The organism is Nocardioides ultimimeridianus, from assembly GCF_054777895.1.
The window spans coordinates 103,749-124,948 of record NZ_BAAHAB010000004.1 but is presented as its reverse complement, the minus strand read 5'-3'; the positions used below and the strand labels follow the sequence as shown (position 1 = coordinate 124,948).

Genomic DNA, 21,200 nt, shown 5'->3' with positions numbered 1-21,200 from the left:
ATGATCGCGTGGTCCGACATGGACGAGGCCGTGCGCGAGAGCGTGCGGGACTGGATCGACAAGAACGTCCGCCCCAACATCGACGCCATCGAGACCGGGGAGCTCCTGCCGTTCGACCTGGTGCGCAGCTTCTTCGCCGCGTTCGGCCTGGACGCCATGGCGTCCGAGGCGGTGGAGAAGATGCTCGGCGCCGAGCGCAGGCGCGCGGAGCGCACCCCCGAGGAGGTCGCCGCGGCCAAGGCCGCGAAGGCGGAGCGGAAGTCCGGCCCGGCGAACCCGTTGCAGGGCTTCGAATCCATCCCGTCGATGGGTGCCGTCATCCTCAGCGAGCTCGCGGGAGTCTCGCTCGGCACGATCGCCTCGATGGGGGTCTCGATCGGCCTCGGCGCCGGCACGATCGCCGCCAAGGGAACGCTCGAGCAGAAGGAGCGCTGGCTCCCGAAGATCATCTCCGCCGAGCACATCGCCTCCTGGGCGATCACCGAGCCCGACTCGGGCTCGGACGCCTTCGGCGGCATGAAGACCACCGTCCGCCGCGACGGGGACGAGTTCGTCCTCAAGGGCAACAAGACCTTCATCACCAACGGCCCGATCGCCGACGTGCTGGTCGTCTACGCCAAGCTCGACGAGGGCGACGGTACGCCGATCCGCGACCGCCAGGTGCTCACCTTCGTCCTGGAGAAGGGCGACCCGGGCCTGGTCCAGGGCAAGGCGTTCAAGAAGATGGGCATGATGTCCTCGCCGACCGGGGAGCTCTTCTTCGACGACGTGCGGCTCGGCATGGACCGGCTCCTCGGCGGTGCGGCGGCGCTGGACCGGACCAGCAAGGCCGCGGACGGGCGCGACAGCGCCCGGTCCAGCTTCGTGATGGAGCGGGTCGGCTGCGCGGTCCTCTCCCTCGGCATCATCAACGAGTGCCACCGGCTGTCGGTCGACTACGCCAAGAAGCGCGAGCTGTGGGGCAAGCCGATCTCGGAGTTCCAGCTGATCCAGCTCAAGCTCGCCAAGATGGAGGTCGCCCGGCTCAACGTGCAGAACATGGTGTTCTCCGCGCTCGAGCACATCCAGGCCGGCAAGGTCCCGACGCTCGCCGAGGCGTCGGCGATGAAGCTCTACTCCACCGAGGCCGCCACCGACGTCGCCATGGACGCCGTCCAGCTCTTCGGCGGCAACGGCTACATGGCCGAGTACCGCGTGGAGCAGCTCGCCCGCGACGCCAAGTCGCTGATGATCTACGCCGGCTCCAACGAGATCCAGGTGACCCACGTCGCGAAGGGACTTCTCAGCGCATGACCCGCCAGCCCTACGAGCTCGGCCTCGGCATCACCGAGGAGCACATCGACCTCGCCAACGCCGTCGCCGACCTCGCGGAGAGCGTCCTCTCGACCGACGCCATCCGCTCCATCGTCGACGCCAGGACGCCGGAGAGGTTCCCGCCGTTCTGGAAGGCACTGGTGGACTACGAGCTCCTGGGCCTGCACGTCTCCGAGGACCTCGGCGGCTCGGGCGGCGGCCTGACCACTCTGGCGGTCGCCCTGGAGGCGCTGGGCCGCCACGCCGTCCCGGGCGCCTTCACGCCGACCGTGCACGCCTCGGCGCTGATCCAGGCCGCGGGCGGCGCGGCGACGGCGTACCTCCCCGGCCTCGTCGACGGTACGGCGACCGGCGCGGTCGCCCCCGAGACGAGCACCCTCCCCGCGGCGACCGCCACCGACGACGGCCTCGCCCTCAGCGGGTCGTGGGACGGGCTCGCCGCGGGCGACGTCGCCGACCTGTTCGTCCTGCCGGTCGCCCTCGACGGTCGGATCCGATGGGTCATCGCGCTCGCGGACGAGCTCACGGTCACCGCCCAGGACAGCGCCGACGTGCTCCGCGGAGCAGCCCGCGTGACGGCGACCGACCTGACGATCCCCGGCGACCGCGTCCTGGACGGCCTCACCCCCGAGCAGGCGCGGGCGATCACCGCGGTCGTCCTCGGCGCCGAGGCCACGGGCGTCATCGCCTGGTGTGTCGCCGCCGCGTCGGAGTACGCGAAGATCCGCGTGCAGTTCGGCCGCCCGATCGGGCAGTTCCAGGGCATCAAGCACAAGTGCGCATGGATGGGCATCGCCCTCGAGCAGGCGCGGGCCGCCGTCTGGGACGCCGCGACGGCCCTCGACAAGGGCGACGACACCGCCGGCTTCGCGGGCGACGTCGCCGCCGTCGTCGTACCCGACCTCGCCGTGAAGGTCGCCCAGGACTGCATCCAGGCCCACGGCGGCATCGGCTTCACCTGGGAGCACGACGCCCACCTCTACTACCGCCGCGCCCTCACGCTCCGCGCCGCCCTCGGCACCCGGGAGACCCGCGCGCTGCGCGTCGCCGAGACAGCCCTGGCCGGCCACCTGCGCGCCCTCGACATCGAGCTCCCGCCCGAGGCCGAGGAGATCCGTGCGGAGGTCCGTGCCGCGCTCGAGGCGATCAAGGCGATCGAGGACGAGGACGAGCGACTGGCCGCCCTCGGCGACGGCGGCTGGGTGCTGCCGTACTTCCCGAAGCCCTACGGTCGCGCCGCGGGCCCGCTGGAGCAGGTCGTCATCGCCCAGGAGCTCAAGGCGACCGGCGTCGATGTCCCGAGCCTGCTCATGGGCATCTGGGCGCTCGCGTCGATCGTCGGCTACGGCTCCGAGGAGCTCAAGGAGGAGTTCGGGCTGCCCACGCTGCGTGGCGACGTGATGTGGTGCCAGCTGTTCTCCGAGCCGGGCTCCGGCTCCGACCTCGCCTCCCTGCAGACCAGGGCCACCAGGGTCGAGGGCGGCTGGCGGATCAACGGGCAGAAGATCTGGACCTCGATGGCGCAGTTCTCCGACTGGGGCATCCTGATCGCGCGCACCGACCCGACCGCTCCCAAGCACGAGGGCATCACCTACTTCCTGCTCGACATGAGCAAGGAGGGCGTCGACGTACGCCCCCTGAAGGAGATGACCGGGTCGGCCCTGTTCAACGAGGTCTTCTTCGACGACGTCTTCATCGAGGACAAGTACGTCGTCGGCGAGGTGAACGACGGATGGAGGGTCACCCGCACCGCGCTGGCCAGCGAGCGGGTCGCGCTCTCGGGGAAGATGGCGGCGTACGCCAACGACGGCGACCTGCTGCGCTTCGCGAAGGGCCACGACCTCTCGACGGTCGCCCGCTTCCAGCTCGGTGAGCTGCTCGCGGAGTCCCAGGCGATCGACGTGATGAGCAACCGGATCGTGCTCAAGCAGCTGCTCGGCGCCGACAGCGGCACCACCGCGAGCGTCAACAAGCTGCTCGCGATGAGCATCAGCCAGAAGATCGCCGAGTTCATCACCGCCGAGCTCGGCGTCGCCGGCGCCTTCTCGGTGCCCGGCGAGCGGACCGACCACGCCCTCGAGCAGCTGCTCGGCGGTCGTGCGACCACGATCTACGGCGGCACCACCGAGGTGCAGCTCAACCTGATCGGCGAGCGGATGCTCGGTCTGCCGCGTGATGCCGAGCCGAGGGGCTGATCCGATGCCCGGACCTCTCGAGGGACTGAAGGTCGTCCAGGTCGCCAGCATGGCGCCCGCGCCGTTCGCGTGCATGGTGCTCGCCGACCTCGGTGCGGACGTGCTGCGTGTGGAGCGCTCGGGTGGCGGGGACGCGCTGTCGGTGCCGTCGGGCTACCTCGACCGCGGCCAGCGCTCGATGGCCCTGGACCTGAAGACCCAAGAGGGCGCCGAGGTCCTCCTCGCGCTGCTCGACGACGCCGACGTGCTGGTCGAGGGCTTCCGCCCAGGAGTGATGGAGCGGCTCGGCCTCGGCCCCGAGGAGTGCCTGCGCCGCAACCCGGAGCTGGTCTACGGGCGGCTCACCGGCTTCGGCCAGGAGGGTCCGCTCGCGAGCGCGGCCGGCCACGACATCGACTACATCGCGCTCGCCGGGGCGCTGGAGCCGATGGGCCGGGCCGGGGAGCGCCCCTACGCGCCGCTCAACCTGGTCGCCGACTTCGCCGGGGGCGGGTTCCTGCTGGTCATCGGGATCCTGGCGGCGCTGCACGAGCGCCGCTGGTCGGGCCAGGGCCAGGTCGTCGACGCCGCGATGGTCGACGGTGCCGCACTGCTCACGACCTTCGTGCACGGGATGGAGGCCGCCGGCCTCTGGTCGCACGAGCGGGGCACCAACTTCCTCGACGGTGGCGCCGCGTTCTACGACACCTACGCGTGCGCGGACGGCCGGTATGTCGCGGTGGGAGCCGTCGAGCCGCAGTTCTACAGCCAGCTGCTGGCCGGCCTGGGCCTGAAGGAGTCCGACCTCCCCCACCCGTTCGACACCGACCGTGCCGACGAGCTGCGGTCCGCGATCGCGGAGGCCTTCCTCACCCGCAGCCGCGCCGAGTGGGAGGAGATCTTCGACGGGGTCGACGCCTGTGTCGCGCCCGTGCTCTCCCCGTGGGAGGCACACGAGCACCCGCACAACGCCGCCCGCGGCACCTTCACCACGGTCGCGGGCCGCCTGCAGCCGTCGCCCGCTCCGCGGTTCAGCCGTACGCCGGCCCCGGCCCCGGCCCCGCCGTCCCCCTTCGCTGCCGACACCGATGCCGTGCTCGCAGGCCTCGGCTTCGATGCCGAGGCCGTCGCCGACCTGCGACGCCGCGGGGTGGCCGGGTGAGCGTTCCGGACCACTACGACGTCCTCGTCATCGGGTCGGGGTTCGGAGGGTCGGTGAGCGCGCTCCGGCTGACGGAGAAGGGCTACCGCGTCGGCGTCCTGGAGGCGGGCGCGCGGTTCGCCGACGCCGACTTCGCCGCGACCTCGTGGGACGTCAAGCGCTACCTGTTCGCGCCGTGGGCCGGCTGCTACGGCATCCTGCGCATCGAGGCGCTGCGTGACTGCCTGATCGTGGCCGGCGCCGGGGTCGGGGGCGGCTCGCTCGGCTACGCGAACACGCTCTACGAGCCACTCGACCCGTTCTACCGGGACCCCGCCTGGGCCGGCATCACCGACTGGAAGTCGGAGCTGGCGCCGTACTACGACCAGGCGAAGCGGATGCTCGGCGTCACGACGTACCCCGGGTTCACCCCGGCGGACGCGGTCATGCGGGGCGTCGCCGAGCAGCTGGGGGTGTCCGACACCTTCCACCCGACGCCGGTGGGCGTGCTCTTCGGCGACCCGGAGCAGCCGGGCGGCACGGCCGTCGCGGACCCGTTCTTCGGAGGCGAGGGGCCGCAGCGCACGACGTGCACGCAGTGCGGCGAGTGCATGACGGGCTGCCGCCACGACGCGAAGAACACCCTGGTCAAGAACTACCTGCACCTCGCGGAGCGCAACGGCGCGGTCGTGCATCCGCTCACCACGGTCACGCGGGTTCGCCCGCGCGCCGGGGGCGGCTACGAGATCGAGGCGCGGTGGACCAAGGCCAAGCTCTCCCGGCGTACGGCGGTCAAGCGGTTCACCGCGGACCAGGTGGTGTTCGCCGGGGCCGCTCTCGGCACCCAGAAGCTGCTCCACGCGCTCAAGGCCGACGGCGACCTCCCGCACGTCTCCGACCGGCTCGGCCACCTCACCCGCACCAACTCCGAGGCGATCCTCGGCGCGATGGCCGCCGGGGACGAGATCGACTACTCGCACGGCGTCGCCATCACGTCCTCCTTCCACCCGGACGCGGTGACCCACATCGAGCCGGTGAGGTACGGCCACGGCAGCAACTTCATCTCGCTGCTGCAGACCGCGCTGGTGCCCGGGGGACCCGGCGTCCGGCGTCGGTGGGCCAAGGAGTACGCCAAGCTGCTGCCCCGGGCGCGCCGGCTCTACGACGTGAGGCACTGGTCCGAGCGCTCGATCATCGCCCTCGTCATGCAGGCCAGCGACAACTCGATCACCACCTTCGTCAAGCGGACCCCGTGGGGCTGGCGTCTCTCTTCCCGGCAGGGCCACGGCTCCCCCAACCCGACCTGGATCCCGCAGGGCCACGACGTCGTGCACCGGATGGCCGACCTCATGGGCCCGGGCGCGCTCGCGGGCGGGAGCATCGGTGAGCCGTTCGGGATGCCGGCAACCGCCCACTTCATCGGCGGCTGCACGATCGGCGACTCCCCCGAGACCGGCGTCATCGACCCCTACCAGCGCCTCTACGGGTACGACGGCCTGCACGTCATGGACGGCTCGGCGATCTCGGCGAACCTCGGCGTGAACCCGTCGCTGACCATCACCGCCCAGGCCGAGCGCGCGCTGGCGTACTGGCCCAACAAGGGCGAGCCCGATCCGCGGCCACCGCTCGGATCGGCGTATGCCGCCATCCCGGCCGTCCACCCGCGCAGGCCCGCCGTACCTCCGACCGCGCCGGCAGCGCTCCGCCTGCCGATCGTCGACATCGTCCACGAGAGGGACTGACATGCTCGCGCACGAGATCCACGGCTCCGGTGAGCCGCTGGTCCTGGTCCACGGCCTCACCCACCGCCGCCAGGCGTGGTACCCGCTGCTGGACCACCTGACCGGCCACCGCACCGTCGTCCTGTTCGACCTGCCCGGCCACGGCGAGTCGCCCGATCTCGTCGTCCGCGACGGGGACGTGCAGGCGACGCTGCGGACCGAGCTCACCGCTGCGATGGACGCCCTCGGCCTGGACCGGCCGCACATCGCCGGCAACTCCCTCGGCGGCCGGATCGCGCTCGAGGCCGCCGCCGACGGCCTGGTGTGCAGCGCGACGACGCTCTCCCCCGCCGCGTTCTGGTACGGCGCCGCCGACTTCGCCTACATCCGCGCACTGTTCACCTGGCTGACCGCGAGCGCGCAGCTGCTCGCCCCCGTGGCACCCACGCTCGCGCGGTCCGACACCGCACGCCGGGTGATGGGTGCGGTCGTCTCCGCCCATCCCGAGCGCATCCCGGCCGGGGAGTTCGTGGACGACCTGAACGGCATGCGCCGGGCGATCCCCGCGATGAAGCAGATCTTCCCCGCGGCCGAGGTGTTCGACCGCGTCATCCCCGCCGGCATCCCGGTCACCATCGCCTGGGGCGCCCGTGACCTGATCCTGCTGCCCTACCAGGCCCGCCTGGCGCAGCGGCGGATGCCGAACGCGACCCACGTCCGGCTGCGCGGCTGCGGCCACGTGCCGATGGCGGATGATCCTGCCCACGTCGCGCGTGTTCTGCTGGACGGGAGTGCTCCCGCGGTTCAGGCTGAGGCCTCGTGACCCGAAAGCTCCTGCACCGCGCGTCCCTCGAGGCCCGGTCGCTGGCCGTGATGGCCCGCGCCGGCGTACTCCCCCTGCGCGCGCCGCACACCCTCCCGTCGGTCGTCCTCGCCATGCAGAAGTTCGGGCCGTTCGGCGGCGCCGTACGCGCGGCGGCCGCCCACCACGGACCGCACCCCGCGATCGCCGACGAGCGGGGCGAGATCACCTACGCCGAGCTCGAGGAGCAGGTCTGCCGCCTCAGCAACGCGCTGCGGGCGTCGTACCGCCCGGGTCAGACCGTCGGCATGCTCTGCCGCAACCACCGCGGCCCGCTGATCGCGGCGTTCGCCGCCTCCCGCGCGGGACTCAACACGGTCTGGCTCAACACGGCGTTCTCCGCCAAGCAGGCCGCCGAGGTGATCGGGCGCGAGGGCATCGACCTGCTCGTGTGCGACGTCGACCTCGGAGCGGCCGCCGACGGTCTCGACCTGCCCGTGCTGTGGACCGATATCACCGCCGCCGAGGACGACCTCACCCGGCTGGCCGCCTCCGGGGACCCGCAGACGCCGCCGGCGCCCGTCAAGCCGGGACGCATCGTGCTGCTCACCAGCGGCACCACCGGTACGCCGAAGGGTGCGCCGCGCACCGAGCCGAAGGGCTACACGCTGGCCGGCGCGCTGCTGGACCGGATGCCGCTGCGCGCCCGCGGGGCGACCGTCATCGGCCCGCCGCTGTTCCACGGCACCGGGCTGATCATGACGATGCTGACCTTCGGGCTGGGCTCCAAGGTCGTGCTGCGCCGCTCGTTCGATCCCGAGACCTTCCTGGCCGACATCGAGCGGCACCGCGCCACCGCGGTCTGCGTCGTGCCGGTGCTGCTGCAGCGGGTGATCGCGCTGCCTCCCGAGGTCACCGCGCGCTACGACACCTCCTCGCTGCGCGCGGCCTTCTGCAGCGGCTCGGCCCTGCCCGCCGCGGTCTCGCAGGAGTTCCAGGACCGCTTCGGCGACGTCATCTTCAACCTCTACGGCTCCACCGAGGTCTCGCTGGCGACCATGGCCGACCCCGACGTGGTGCGCTCCCACCCCACCTCGGTCGGTACGCCGATGCTCGGCTCGCGCGTCGCGCTGCTCGACGACCGCGACCGCCCGGTCGCACCCGGCGAGCGCGGCCGCGTCTTCGTCGGCACGGTGACGCCGTTCGAGGGCTACACCGGCGGCGGCCACAAGCAGATCGTCGACGGCATGCTCGCCACCGGCGACGTGGGCCACTTCGACGGTGGGCTGCTCTACATCGACGGGCGCGACGACGACATGATCGTCTCCGGCGGCGAGAACGTCTTCCCGGCCGAGGTCGAGGAGCTGCTGATCGGGCATCCCGCCGTGCAGGAGGCAGCCGTGGTCGGCGTACCGGACGAGGAGTTCGGGGCGCGCCTGCGGGCCTTCGTCGCACTGCGCGAGGGCGGGTCGCTGACCGCCGACGAGGTGCGCGACCTGGTGCGCGAGCACCTCGCGCGCTACAAGGTGCCGCGTGACGTCATCTTCCTGCCCGAGCTCCCCCGGAACCCCACCGGCAAGGTGCTCAAGCGCGAGCTGGTCGGCTGGGAGCCGTCGTGAGCCTCGCCCCGCTGATCGACGCCGCCCGCACCGCGTGGGCGATCTCGCCCCTCGGCCCGGGCCTCGAGCCCGAGGACGCCACCCCCACCTCGCTGCTGTACGACGCTCCGCACGCGCGCGTCGAGCGGATCGCCCCCGCGGACGACCAGCGCGGCAACCCGGTGCTGCTGGTGACCCCGCTGGCCGTGCCGGTCTCCTGCTGGGACCTGCGACCCGGGCAGAGCCTCTCCGCGCACCTCGCCGGGCACGGCCGCGGTGACGGGCATGCCGGCCGGCCGACGTACACCATCGACTACGGGCGGATGACCTTCGCGGACCGGGCGATGGGCTTCGAGCACTGGATCGACGACCTGCTTCCGGCGGCTGTGGAGCGCATCGCCGCCGAGCACGACCGGCCGGTCCACCTGGTCGGCTGGTCCCACGGCGGGACGCTGTCGCTGTTGCTGGGCGCGCACCGTCCGGACCTGCCGATCGCCTCGATCACCGCGCTGGGCACGCCCACCGACTACCACCTCAACCCGGCCTACGCGCCGCTCGTGGCGCTGCACCGCAGCATCGGCCTGGGGCCGGTCTTCGCCGGGACGCGCCTGGTCGGCGGCACGACCGGCCCGCTGACCCGGCTGGGCTACCGGTGGATGGCGCCGGTGCGCGAGCTCACCAAGCCGCTCGCGCTCGCCCGCAACCTGCACCGACCCGAGGTGCTGGCGCGGATCACCGCCGTCGACGCCTTCATCGCCGGCATGCCCGCCTACCCGGCCCGGTTCTTCAACCAGGCGATCGCCCGGCTGGTGTGCGGGCGCGAGCTGGCCGAGGGCACCGTGCACCTGACCGACGACCTCGCCGTCGACATGCACCGGCTGGACCGCCCGACCCTGCTGGTCGCCAGCCACGGTGACGTCCTCGCGAACCCCGCCTCGGTCGAGGCCGGCACTCGCGCCTATCCCAGCGCCAAGGTCGAGTTCCTCGAGGTCGAGGGGCTCAGCCACCTCGGGCTGATCGGCTCGCCACGGGCCCGCGACCTGACCTGGCCGGCGGTCGACCGCCACCTGGCCGCCAACGACACGGTCCCCACAGGCGACCAGGACGGCGGTCAGGCCGCGGCCCGGTCGTAGTCGGCCTCGACCGCCACGGGCACGTCGTCCGGCTCGGCCGCGGTCTCGGGGAACACCCAGCGCCGGTAGGACCAGTAGCGGAACAGCGTGCCCAGGACCAGGCCGACGCCGTTGGCGGAGATGTTCTGGTCCAGCGTCGAGCGCAGCCCGAGCAGGTAGTAGCTGGTCGCCAGGCAGGCCAAGGCGATCAGCATCCCGACGGCGTTGAGCACGAAGAACAGGGCGTACTCCCCCGCCACCCCGATCCGCTCGCGGCTCGATCCGCGATGCGCGAAGGTCCAGGCCCGGTTGGCGACGTACGCGAACGTCGTGGCCACGGCCACGGCGACCACCTTGGAGGTCAGCGGGCCGAGGTGGACGACCAGGCGGGCCAGGTTGAACGCGCCCAGGTCGACCAGGAAGGCGGAGCCGCCGACGACGGCGAACCGTCCGGTCTCGCTGCGCAGCAGTCCGATCAGGCCGGTCAGGGTGCTCATGCCGCCACCCCCTGAGCGCAGCCGCCGAGCCGGCGCGTGGTCAGCATCAGCCGCCCCAGCACCTCCCAGGCGTCGCCGTAGTACGTCGGGAACTCGCGCGCCACCCCACCTGCCGCATCCAACGCGTGCGCGGCGGCAACGGGTCGCCCGGTCGCACGCAGCGCGGCAGCCCGGGAGACCCAGGCCAGCGAGGTCGCATAGTCGACCAGCGGCAGCCCCGCCAGGTCCGTGATCCCGTACGCCGACGGGTAGCGGGTCAGCAGCGGCTGCTGGCCCGCGGCGATCGCACGGTCGGCCGCCGTGCAGGACTCGGCGAGCCGCACCACGGCCCGCGCGGCGTCGAAGCCGAACACGACCGGCTCGCCGCTCGGCCCCAGGGCCGGGCGGGCCGTCCCGTCGGCGGCGACCGTGGCCCAGTCCGGCACCAGTCGCCGTGGCGTCGCCAGCCGGCGCAGCACCGCCCGGCCGCCGGCCGCCAGCTGCCGCCAACGCGGGTCGCGGCTGGCGCCGTACAGGACGCGGGCGGAGACGGGCGAGAAGTAGCTCGGGTCGACCAGGTACGGCGGCCGGTGATCCGCCCAGGAGCCGGGCAGCAGGAGCCGGCCGACCGGCGTGGACACCGTCTCCTCGCGCAGGATCGCGGTGCCCAGCGCCGTCCCGGACCGGACCAGCCCGGAGCGGCCGAACGCGCGGCCCGCGAGCACGAGGGCCCGTGCGGTGTCCAGGTCGGCGTCGGCCGCCGACTGCTGGTCGGTGACCGAGCCGTCCGCCCAGTGCCAGGCGAGCAGCCCGTCGGGACGGCGCAGGTTGGTCCGGGTCCACTGCCACACGCGGTCGAAGGTGCCCTGCGCCCGCACACCGACCGCGATCAGCATCGCGTAGGCCTGGCCCTCGCTCACGGTGTCGCCGCCCTGGTCCAGGCGCACGACCCGGCCGGTGGCGTCGACGTACCGCTGCAGGAAGGCGTGGGCGCGGTCCTGGAGGACGGTGGGCGCCGAGCGCGGCGTGCCGGCGATGGTCGGGTCGCTCGCGTGCGCCCGCAGCGCGGCCCGGTCGAGGCCGACCCCGAGCACGGCGCCCACGAGCAGCGCTCCGCCGGTGATGAGGATCCTGCGGGTCATCGCTCCGCCCCTCCGGTCGTGGCCACCACCCGTCGTACCTGCACCTCGTTCTGGCCGTGCCCGTACGACGCCACCACGGTGCTGTGCCGCACCGCGTTGGCCAGGACGGGGTACTGCCCGCCGGCCGTCGCCATGCCCTCGGTCTGCAGCGAGCGCCGCATCGACTCGGTCACCAGCACGTAGCGGTAGTCGCGCCACCCGTGCGGGGTCAGGCGCATGACGTCGGGGTCGGTGTCGGCCTTGTAGTACCAGACGACGTGGGAGCGCGGCAGGCCCGAGCGCACCAGGTCCACCCACACCGCGTCGTCGACGAGGAGCCGGTCGCGCGGACCGGCGTGCTGCTGCAGCCAGGTCTCGGCGGCGACCATGGGGTGGTCGGTGTCGCGGGTCATCAGCGCGCCGACGCCCCGCGCCCACGAGGGGACGGCGAAGCCCAGCGTGACCACGGCGCCGACCGCGGCCACCCCCACCGCGACGGTCCGCAGACCACGGCGACGGCGATGCCGTACGGCGAGGTCGACCGCCGCCGCGACCGACAGCGCCGCGAAGGGCAGCATCGCGATCACGTACGGCACCGGCAGGTAGCCCGGGCGCAGCAGCAGGACGACCTGCAGGAGGAAGGCCGCCGCGATCGGCCGGTGGCGCGGGGAGAGCAGCAGCGCCAGCGCCGCGACGGTCGCCGCGGCCGGCAGGAACACGTCGTAGTGCAGCCAGATGGCGACGGTCGCCCACGCCTGGCTGGTGCGGTCGAGGACGAAGCCGCTCGGCGTACGGCTGAACAGCTGGAAGCGGACGCCGTCGACCAGGCTCACGTGGTTCGCGCCCGGCAGCAGCTCGCCGCGCAGCAGCGCGAAGGCCAGGTAGCCGCTGCACAGCAGCACGAACAGGCTGCCGGCGACGGTGAAGGTGTAGCGGCGGGTCGAGGGGGCCGCGTGCCGCCAGGCCCACCACAGCAGCACCGGCGCCAGCAGCACCACGGTCTCCTTGGTCAGGACCGCGATCGCGAAGCAGCCGGCGGCCCCGACGAGGCCCAGCAGCTCGTGGCGGCGCGGCGCGGCGAGCAGGAAGGCAGCCAGCAGCCACGGCGCCGCGACGTTGTCGAGGTAGACCATCCGGTGGAAGGCGAGGGCGAGCGGCGAGAGCGCGAAGAGCACCACCGCCAGGGCCGCGGCCGCGCGGGTGAGGTGCATCCGGCGCGCCAGCGCCCAGATCAGCACGGTCGCCACCAGCTGAGCGACGAGCATGGACTCGCGGCCCGCGCTCACCGCCGAGGAGTAGCGGTCGAAGGCGTCGGTGAGCGTGGTCCAGCCCGCGATCTGCAGCCAGCCCAGGGGCGGATGGTCGTACCAGTAGGTGTAGTGGGCGAGCCGGCCGAGGTGCTCCACGGCGTACGCCTGGGCGGTGTAGGTGCCCTCGTCGTCGACGGCCTCGGGCGCGCGGCCCATGCCCCAGGCCTGCACCACGCCGGCCAGGAGCAGCAGCGGGGTGAGGACCAGGAGGGACGCGCGGTGGCGTGCGGTCCACGCCGACAACCGGGACCGGACCGTACGCCGCCGGTGTGCCGGTACGACGCCGAGCGCGCGATCGTCCTCGGCGGGCCGCGGCGGGGCCTGCGGGGTGGCGAGCGCGCTCATCAGGCGGCCTCCTCGTCGGCCAGGACCACCGGGGCGGCGGCGGTCAGGTGGGTGCCGGCGTGCTCGGTCTTCTCCCACCCGGTCGCGCCGCGCCACTCGCGCACCACCGCGCGCACGGCGGCGACGGTGAGCAGCAGCTGGTACGGGATGGCGCCGATCACGATCCGCAGGTGGTCGCGCAGCCGAGCCCGCTCATGGAAGCAGCGGGCGAAGTCGCCGACGGCCGCGACCTGCACGGCGACCGTGACGGCGGTGGGGATCAGCGGCAGGAGCGCCACGAGCGCCACCAGCACGGGCACCTTGAGCGCGAACATGAGGACGGCCGAGACCGGCACGAGCGCCCCGGTCGCGGCCTGGAGGAACGGCATGGCCAGGGTGTAGCGGGCCAGCATCCGCTGGCGGCGCGACGGCAGCCGCCGCCACTCCCCCTTGCGGAACACCTGCAGGAACCCCTGGTTCCACCGGGTGCGCTGGCGGACCAGGCTGCCGATGGTGCCGGGGGTCTCCTCACGGGTGACCAGCTCGGGGTCGTAGCTGACCGCGACCCGCGAGCCGGTCGAGGAGAGCCGGACGCCGAGCTCGCAGTCCTCCGCGAGGCACTCGCCGTCCCAGCCGCCGGCGCGCTCGAGGACCGACGTACGGATGAAGACGGTGTTGCCACCCAGCGGGATGAAGCGCTGGTCGGCGTGGAAGTGCAGCCGGCTGCGGAACCAGAACCAGTACTCCAGGCAGTTGTGCACCGCCCACCAGCTCGTGTGCAGGTTCATCAGCTGCACGCCGCCCTGCACGACGTCCGCCCGCGACTGCGCGAAGGTGGCGTCCACACTGCGCAGCAGGCGCGGGTGCACGTCGTCCTCGGCGTCGAAGACGCCGACGATCTCGCCGCGGCAGTGCGGCAGCGCGGTGTTCATCGCCTTGGGCTTGCTCTTCACGGGGTGCTCGTCGACGACGACCGAGATCAGGTCCGGGTGGCGCTCCTGCGCCTCACGGGCCACGGCGGTCGTGCCCGGGTCGTCGTCGCCGACGATCGCGATCACCTCGAAGGACGGGTGGTCCATCTCGGCGAGCCGGTCGAGGGTGTGCCCGAGCACCTGCTCCTCGTGCCGGGCCGGGACGAGCAGCGAGAACGACCGTGGCTCGCTGCTGCGTGGTGGCGCGAAGCCGGTCGAGCGGAGCGCGGCGGCCCCGCGCCAGGCGTGCAGCATCCACCACAGCGTGGTGGAGGCGACGGCCGTGAGGCCGAGCGAGACGATGACGACAGCGGTGCACAGCAGCACGAAAGCCATGAGAATCCCCCCGGAGAATGGCGTTGTGTCGGACGCGGCCGGCGGATCCACGGTGCTTTCCGGACCCACGTTGCGCGGCGCCGCTTCGGGCGACGCGCGGCCGGAACATCCCCATCCACGTTAACGACGTGTCGCGGTAACCGAAGGGGGTGGGACTCGGATCACATTCGATGCATCGGGTGAACAGTATTCACGGTCGGCGGGGTGCGTCGGGCTGCACACGGAACGCCTTGAGCACCGTCGCGAGCATCGCGTAGTGGCCCACCAGGAGCACCACCTCGATCCGCTCCTGGGTGTCGAACAACCGGCCGAGCTCGGCCCAGAGCGCATCGGAGAGATCCTGCTCGGCGACCAGCTCGTCGGCCGCCCGGAGCAGCAGCCGCTCGCGCTCGCTGAGGCCGTCGGGCGCCGCGTCGGGCACCCGCTCGGCGGCCGCCACCTCCGCCGCGCTGAGACCGGCCCGCCGGCCCAGCCGGCGGTGCTGGGTGAGCTCGTACTCCGAGCCGAGCAGCGAGGCCACTCGCAGGATCACCAGCTCCGCCTCGCGGCGTGCCAACCGTCCGCCGGGCATCAGCCGGCCGGCGAAGTGCAGCCAGCCCCAGAACAGCCGTCGGTGCCGGCCCAGGGTGAGGAAGACCGCCGGCGGGCGGGTGCCGGTGACCCGGCCGGCGATCTTCGCGAAGGCCGCGATGACCGGGCCCACCTCACGCCAGGTGCCGGGCTCGACCCGCGGCCCGATCGGCCCGGTCGGCTCGAGCGACCCGCTCATGCCTGCCTCCGGGCCCGCTCGACGGCCGGCAGCACCCGGTTCGCCCCGTAGTTGAACACCCGCATCGCCACCGCGTACGCCGGCGGGCAGTAGCGCTGCAGCAGGTGGATCAGCCGGATGTCGGCCGAGGTGTAGACCCAGTAGCGGTTGCGCAGCGCGCCCCGCCAGATCGCCTCGGCCGCTCTCTCCGGCGACACGGCACGCTTCTGGAAGCCGCGGCGGGCCCGCACGAAGGCCTTGCTCTGCTGGTCGATCCCGGCGATCCGGATCGTCTCGACCAGGCCGGTGTCGACGCCGCCGGGGCACACCAGGCTGACCCCGATCCGGTGCTTGCGCAGGTCGTAGCGCAGCACCTCGGAGACGCCGCGCAGCCCGAACTTCGAGGCGCTGTAGGCCGCGTGCCACGGCATCGCGATGATGCCCGCGGCCGACGACACGTTGACCAGCTGGCCGCCGCGGCCGCCGTCGACCATCGGCGGCACGAACTCCTCGATGACGTGGATCGGGCCCATCAGGTTCACGTCGACGAGCCGCTGCCAGTGCTCGGGCTCGAGGCTGCGGACCGTGCCCCATACCGCGATCCCGGCGACGTTGAGCACGACGTCCATCGGACCGCTGCGCTGCGTGATCGACTCCGCCAGCCGGCGTACCTGGGCGTGGTCGGAGACATCGGCGGGCTCCGCGGTCAGCACCTCTCCCCCGGCGGCGCGGATCTCCTCGGCCACCGTGGCCAGCAGCTCGCCCTGCAGGTCGGTCAGGTGCAGCAGGGCGCCCCGGGCGGCCGCCTGCTCGGCCACCGCCCGCCCGATGCCGCTCGCGGCGCCGGTGACCAGGACGTGCTTGCCGCGCAGATCCCTGACCGGCCTCATCGCGACGCGCTCACAGCAGGGGCCTCAGCGGCGAGAGCACCAGCTCGGTGAACCGGCGGTGCAGGTCGCGTGCCTCCCACTCACCCATGGTGAGCTCCAGGCAGTTGGACTGGTCCACCTCGAAGACCTCCTCGAGCTCGGCCGCCAGGCGGCCGTCGATGACCTCGATGTTGATCTCGTAGTTGCCCTGCAGGCTGAGCCGGTCGATGTTCGCCGTACCGACGGTGCACCAGTTGCCGTCCACGGTGGCGGTCTTGGCGTGGATCATCGCGTCCTTGTAGCGCAGGATCCGCACCCCGGCGGCCAGCAGCTGGCCGTAGTAGCCGCGGGAGATCCAGTCGGCCACCACGTGGTTGGACTTCAGCGGCACCAGCAGGCGTACGTCGACGCCGCGGCCCGCGGCGGCCTTGAGCGCGTCGACGAAGTCCTGGTCGGGCAGGAAGTACGCCGTCGTCAGCCAGATGTTCTTGCTGGCCCGGTTGATCGCCTCCAGGTACATCCCGCGGATGGGGAACATCCACAGCCGCGGCACGTTGCGCTGGAAGCGCACCCGCGGCTCCCAGGTGGACGCCGTCTCCAGCAGCAGCGGCCGCTCGGAGGCGCGCAGCCGGCGGCGGCGGTTGAGGTTCCAGAAGTCGGCGAAGGCCCGCTTGAGGTCCCAGACCGCCGGCCCGGTGACCCGCATGTGGGTGTCGCGCCACTCCGTCTCGTACGCCGCCCCGATGTTGTAGCCGCCGATGAACCCGACCTCCTCGTCAACGACGAGCATCTTGCGGTGGTCGCGGCCGTAGCGGCGCAGGTCGAAGAAGCGCCACCCGGCGGCGTACACGGGGTAGCGCAGCACCTTCACGTGCGAGGGGAAGCGGTGGAAGTGCGGCGGGACCACCAGGTTCGCGAACGCGTCGTAGATCAGGTAGACGTCGACGCCGCGGTCGGCCGCGGCGATCAGCGCGCGGCGGAACCGCTCGCCGGTCTCGTCGCCCTTCCAGATGTAGGTCTCGAAGAGGATCTGCCGCTCGGCGGCGTCGATGGCCGCGATCATGTCGTCGTACAGGTCCTTGCCGAAGGTGTACGTCGTGACCGACCCGTCACCCACCGCGACGGTGCCCGGCCGGCGGGTCGGGAACGGCTTGGGCCGCTTGCCGCGGCGGCGGTAGGAGTCGACGAGCGACATCGCGATCGCCACGACGAACGGCACCCCGACCAACGTCAGCAGCACCCGCCGCAGCGCCGTCCTCACTCGCACGCGGTCAATCTAGCGTGACGTCGGATGAGGAGATTCCAGAGGAGGCTCAGGACGCGTTGCCGCTGCCGAGGAGGTCCAGCCGGGAGATCTTCCAGACCCCGCCGACCAGCGACATCGTCATCGTGACCCGCTGCTGCTGCAGGCTCACGCCCTTGTCCAGGTTGGACCGCAGCACCTGGTCGACGAACGCCAGCACCTCGACCTGGCTGTCGCTGACGACGCGCGACATCGCGTCGACCACGGTGCCCTTGGCGACCGTGTGCGATCCCTTGATCACCTTGGCCAGCGACTGCTGGTTCTTGGCGAACGGCTGAGCGACCTGGGGGTCGCTGAAGTCGGCCAGCCAACCCTTGTCCTGGTCGACGGTCTTGTAGTCGTAGGTCGTGATGTCGATGAGGTCCGCGCGGGCCGCGTCGAGCGCCGCCTGACCGGCCGCCGCGTCCTTCTTCGCCGCGTGTGCCTCGTGGTACCAGCCGTGCGGCCGGCACGCGAGGACGCCCAGGACCACCACCGCCACGAGGAGGACGGCGCAGGCGGCCGCCAGGATCGCAGGGATCCGGGCGGCCGCGCCGCGGCCGCTGTCGTCGTTGCTCACGCTCCGAGAACCTACCGAACCGGCCCCGGGGCGTGGGCCGCCCCGCGCTGGAGGTGGGTGAACGACGCCGGGCAGCTGCCGTTCATCTGGAACGGCTGCCGGGAGCCGCGCGGGTCGTGGATCGTGGTGGCGTAGCGGCACCGCGAGTCCTTGTCCGCGATCAGCGAGAGGTACAGCTTCTTGTTGTGGACCTTGCCGAGCAGCGAACCGATGCCCGGCTGGTACGCCGCCAGCAGCGCCCGCAGGTGCGGGTTGTAGGACTCGAAGATGTCGGTGAAGCTGACGCCGGTGCTCAGGAAGCCCGGCAGGACGTCGTTGGCGTCGTTGATCAGCTTGACCAGCTGCTGCATCTGCGCGGGAGCCGTCTTCAAGGTGTTGACCAGCTCCGGGTCGTAGTTCTTCAGGAACGCGGCCAGCGTCTTCGAGGTGTGCGCGAGCTGCTGCAGCGAGCCGCTGTTGTCGTTGATGATCGACAGCACCGGGCCGGCGTTGGTGATCAGCCGGTTGGTCTGCGGCCACACCTTGACCAGCGTGTTGAGCAGCGCGGTGCCCTGGTCGAGCACCTGGCCGATGTCGTCACCGGTGCCGGCGAGACCGGTGCTGAGCTCGCCCAGCACGATCCGCAGCTTCTTGTCGTCGATCTGCTCGAGGACCTTGTTGATCGCGATGACCGTGGAGGTCAGGCTCTTCGGGATGTCGGTCGAGGAGGCCGCGATGGTCGACCCGTCGTGCAGGTACGGACCGCTGTCGCTCGTCGGCTGGAAGTCCAGGTACTGCTCGCCGACCGGCGACAGGCTGCGGACCTTGGCGATCGTGCTGGCGGGGATCTTCGTGCTGGAGGTCAGCTTGATCGTCGCCACCACGCCGGTCGCCGTGGGCATGATCTTGGAGACCTGCCCGACCCGGACGCCGCGGTAGGTCACCTGCGATCCGGCGAACAGGCCGCCGGTCTGCCGCAGCTCGACGTTGACCGTGTCGGGTCGCGACGTCAGCGGCTGGGAGAGCACCGCGGAGAAGATGTACGCCACGGCGAAGATGAAGACGAGGATGACGCCCACCAGGCTCAACCAGAGCTTGTCGGTCAGGATCTTGCGCACCATCTCAGAGTCCTCCACCCAGCAGGTTGCCCAGCAGTCCACCGAGTCCGGAGGTGCCCGAGGTACCACCCGACCCGCCCGATCCCTTGCCCGATCCCGAGGCGGTGTGCGATGCCGTCACTCCGCCGAGCAGACCGCCCAGCAGACCGGTGCCGGTGCTGTTGAGCAGCCCGCCCAGACCGAGCGTGTTCAGCAGGCCCGCGACGCCCGACAGCAGGCCGGTGGTACCGGTGATGCCGTCCAGGTGCAGGTTGAGGTGGATGTTCGCGTAGTCGTTCGGCACGATCTTGTCCAGCGCCTTCGCCGCGGTCACGAGCGAGGTCAGGGACGAGCGCCACCGGCCCTTGTTCTTGGCGAACTCGGCGAGCACCGGCTGCAGCTCCCGCAGCATCCGCAGCAGCTGGCCACGGGTCGCGTTCACCGTCTTGTTGGCCGCGCCCGAGAACCGGTTGAGGGACTGGAGCAGTTTGGTGAACGCGGGGGTCTGCTCGCGCAGCACGTGCGCGGCCGGACGGATCTCGCGGACCGCCCGGTTGATGGTGCCCTTGCGCGCGTTCAGCGTCTTGGACAGCGAGTTCAGCGAGGTCAGCACCTTGGTGACGCTGCCGGTCGTGGAGTTCGCCTGGGTCAGGAACAGGCGTGCCTTCTGCAGCAGCGCCCGGTAGTCGCCCTCGTGGCCGCCGAGCGCGGTGTTGAGCTCCTCGGTCACCGTCTGCAGCTGACCGAGCCCACCACCGTTGATCAGCAGCGACGCCTCGGACAGCGCGTCCTCCACGGTCGGAGCGGTCTCGGTGTCGTGGAGCGTCAGCTTCGCACCATCGGCCAGCAGGGCGCCGTTGGTGGGATTCTTGACGTCCACGAAGAGCTCACCGAGCGGCGTGGTGTAGCGCAGCCGCGCGGTCGCGCCCTGGCGGATCTGCGCGTCCTTGCGGATCGTCAGCGTCACCTCGGCGGTGAAGTTCTTCTCGGTGATGTCGTCGACCTTGCCGGCGTCGACACCGTTGACCTTCACCGGCGCGCCGTGCGCGAGGTTGAGGGCGTCACGGAAGTCGGCCTGGACCTTCATGGTGTCCCCCGACACCCCGGTGCCCGGGATGGGGAGGTCGCCCATGGTCAGGCCACAGCCACTGAGCATCACGCCCAGCACCAGTGCCAGGACACCGGCGACAGCGGTTCGGATGTTCGTCGTCATGATCAGCCCCCCAGCTGCGAGCCGTCGAGGATGCTGCACAGGTTGCCCGGCAGCTGGCCACAGATGTTCTGCAGCACCCCGCCCAGCGGGTCGAGGATCAGCGGGTCGATCCGGACCGGAACCCGGTTGCCCTTGAGCCGGGCCAGGTTCTGCAGCGCCAGCGGCATGACCCGGAGGACCTCCGCGAGCTGCTTCTGCCGCGACAGCACGGTCTTCATCAGCGTCGAGGAGCCACCGAGCAGCTTGACCAGCTGGGCCCGGTTGTCGACGGCGAACTTCGCCACCGTCCTCACGGCCTGGGTGAGGCTGCGCAGCGCCGAGCGGAAGTTGACCCGCTCGTTGGCCAGCAGGGTGCTGGCCGCGGAGACCTGGCGGATGAACTGCTTGGCGGTGCCCTGGTTGGCGGCGATGGTGCCGACCAGGTGGTCCAGCGAGGTCAGCGTCGCGGAGACGTTGCCCTTCTGGGCGGCCAGCCCGTTGATGCCGTTGGCCAGCGAGTGGATCGTCTGGTTCAGCAGCGGGCCACGGCCGTTGAGCGCGCTGGTGCCGGCGTTGAGGAACTTGCGGATCGCGGCGGTCGTGGACTTCGAGCCGCCGATGCCCGTCGCGAAGGTGTTCAGCGCCGCCAGCACCTCGTCGAAGTCGACCGGCGTCTGGGTGCGGTTCGCCAGGATCTGGCCGCCGTCGGCCATCTTCGGCTCCCCTGCCTTGTAGACGGGGGCCAGCTCGACGTACCGGTCGGTGGCGACCGAGCGGGAGACGACGAGGGCCGAGGCGTCGGCCGGGATCGGCTGGGACGAGTCGACCTCCATGGTCACCTCGACCTGCTCGCCCTTCGGCTCGATCGCGGTGACCTTGCCGACCGGGACGCCCAGCACACCGACGTCGTTGCCGACGAACAGGCCCGCGGAGTCATAGAGGTAGGCGTGGATCGTGATGGTCTTGCTGCCCAGCCCGCAGCCCGACGAGGCGAGGAGCAGGCCTGCGGCCAGCACGGCGGCGCACAACATGCGCATGATCTTCTGATTCACC

The 21,200-nt window shown here is 71.9% G+C and carries 18 protein-coding genes; 7 read left to right on the top strand and 11 right to left on the bottom strand.

What is annotated here, in order from left to right; all coding sequences use genetic code 11:
• From ACYU8V_RS02970 to ACYU8V_RS02940, 7 genes are read left to right on the top strand one after another with little or no spacing between them, the layout of a single operon-like run.
• Positions 1 to 1,293, top strand: coding sequence for an acyl-CoA dehydrogenase family protein (locus tag ACYU8V_RS02970; protein ID WP_460845028.1), 1,293 nt, complete (start codon positions 1 to 3; stop codon positions 1,291 to 1,293).
• Complete coding sequence (locus ACYU8V_RS02965; RefSeq protein ID WP_460845026.1) at positions 1,290 to 3,509, top strand: acyl-CoA dehydrogenase; 2,220 nt, start codon at positions 1,290 to 1,292, stop codon at positions 3,507 to 3,509. Before ACYU8V_RS02970 ends, ACYU8V_RS02965 begins: the two co-directional genes overlap by 4 nt.
• A gap of 4 nt (positions 3,510 to 3,513) precedes the next feature.
• Complete coding sequence (locus ACYU8V_RS02960) at positions 3,514 to 4,650, top strand: CaiB/BaiF CoA transferase family protein (RefSeq protein ID WP_460845024.1); 1,137 nt, start codon at positions 3,514 to 3,516, stop codon at positions 4,648 to 4,650.
• Entirely contained in the window at positions 4,647 to 6,371 is a 1,725-nt protein-coding gene (locus tag ACYU8V_RS02955; protein WP_460845023.1) for a GMC oxidoreductase, read from the top strand. The genes ACYU8V_RS02960 and ACYU8V_RS02955 overlap by 4 nt, the downstream gene beginning before the upstream one ends.
• Before the next feature lies 1 nt (position 6,372).
• Entirely contained in the window at positions 6,373 to 7,173 is an 801-nt protein-coding gene (locus ACYU8V_RS02950; protein ID WP_460845022.1) for an alpha/beta fold hydrolase, read from the top strand.
• The gene (locus ACYU8V_RS02945; RefSeq protein WP_460845020.1) at positions 7,170 to 8,771 is read left to right on the top strand and encodes an AMP-binding protein; all 1,602 of its coding nucleotides are present in this window, start codon (positions 7,170 to 7,172) and stop codon (positions 8,769 to 8,771) included. The genes ACYU8V_RS02950 and ACYU8V_RS02945 overlap by 4 nt, the downstream gene beginning before the upstream one ends.
• Entirely contained in the window at positions 8,768 to 9,883 is a 1,116-nt protein-coding gene (locus tag ACYU8V_RS02940; protein ID WP_460845019.1) for a hypothetical protein, read from the top strand. Before ACYU8V_RS02945 ends, ACYU8V_RS02940 begins: the two co-directional genes overlap by 4 nt.
• Here the strand turns inward: ACYU8V_RS02940 and ACYU8V_RS02935 are convergent.
• From ACYU8V_RS02935 to ACYU8V_RS02885, 11 genes are all read right to left on the bottom strand, one after another.
• Positions 9,862 to 10,359: a GtrA family protein gene (locus ACYU8V_RS02935; RefSeq protein WP_460845018.1), complete on the bottom strand. Its 498-nt coding sequence runs from the start codon at positions 10,357 to 10,359 to the stop codon at positions 9,862 to 9,864. The two genes, ACYU8V_RS02940 and ACYU8V_RS02935, sit on opposite strands and share 22 nt — an antisense overlap.
• Positions 10,356 to 11,480, bottom strand: a complete 1,125-nt coding sequence (locus ACYU8V_RS02930; protein ID WP_460845015.1) for a glycosyl hydrolase family 8 — start codon at positions 11,478 to 11,480, stop codon at positions 10,356 to 10,358. Before ACYU8V_RS02930 ends, ACYU8V_RS02935 begins: the two co-directional genes overlap by 4 nt.
• Positions 11,477 to 13,114: a glycosyltransferase family 39 protein gene (locus ACYU8V_RS02925; protein WP_460845013.1), complete on the bottom strand. Its 1,638-nt coding sequence runs from the start codon at positions 13,112 to 13,114 to the stop codon at positions 11,477 to 11,479. The genes ACYU8V_RS02930 and ACYU8V_RS02925 overlap by 4 nt, the downstream gene beginning before the upstream one ends.
• Entirely contained in the window at positions 13,114 to 14,400 is a 1,287-nt protein-coding gene (locus tag ACYU8V_RS02920) for a glycosyltransferase family 2 protein (RefSeq protein ID WP_460845012.1), read from the bottom strand. The genes ACYU8V_RS02925 and ACYU8V_RS02920 overlap by 1 nt, the downstream gene beginning before the upstream one ends.
• A gap of 190 nt (positions 14,401 to 14,590) precedes the next feature.
• Positions 14,591 to 15,169, bottom strand: coding sequence for a carboxymuconolactone decarboxylase family protein (locus ACYU8V_RS02915; protein ID WP_460845011.1), 579 nt, complete (start codon positions 15,167 to 15,169; stop codon positions 14,591 to 14,593).
• Entirely contained in the window at positions 15,166 to 16,038 is an 873-nt protein-coding gene (locus ACYU8V_RS02910) for an SDR family oxidoreductase (RefSeq protein WP_460845010.1), read from the bottom strand. Before ACYU8V_RS02910 ends, ACYU8V_RS02915 begins: the two co-directional genes overlap by 4 nt.
• Before the next feature lie 10 nt (positions 16,039 to 16,048).
• Positions 16,049 to 17,284, bottom strand: a complete 1,236-nt coding sequence (locus ACYU8V_RS02905) for a phospholipase D-like domain-containing protein (protein WP_460845009.1) — start codon at positions 17,282 to 17,284, stop codon at positions 16,049 to 16,051.
• Positions 17,285 to 17,330: 46 nt separating this feature from the next.
• A complete protein-coding gene (locus ACYU8V_RS02900) occupies positions 17,331 to 17,879 on the bottom strand; it encodes a hypothetical protein (RefSeq protein WP_460845007.1) in 549 nt (182 codons plus the stop codon).
• A gap of 11 nt (positions 17,880 to 17,890) precedes the next feature.
• Positions 17,891 to 18,979: an MCE family protein gene (locus ACYU8V_RS02895; protein WP_460845005.1), complete on the bottom strand. Its 1,089-nt coding sequence runs from the start codon at positions 18,977 to 18,979 to the stop codon at positions 17,891 to 17,893.
• A 1-nt stretch (position 18,980) separates the two neighbouring features.
• Complete coding sequence (locus tag ACYU8V_RS02890; RefSeq protein WP_460845004.1) at positions 18,981 to 20,168, bottom strand: MCE family protein; 1,188 nt, start codon at positions 20,166 to 20,168, stop codon at positions 18,981 to 18,983.
• 2 nt (positions 20,169 to 20,170) lie between these two features.
• A complete protein-coding gene (locus ACYU8V_RS02885) occupies positions 20,171 to 21,199 on the bottom strand; it encodes an MCE family protein (protein WP_460845003.1) in 1,029 nt (342 codons plus the stop codon).
• Position 21,200: the final 1 nt, after the last annotated feature.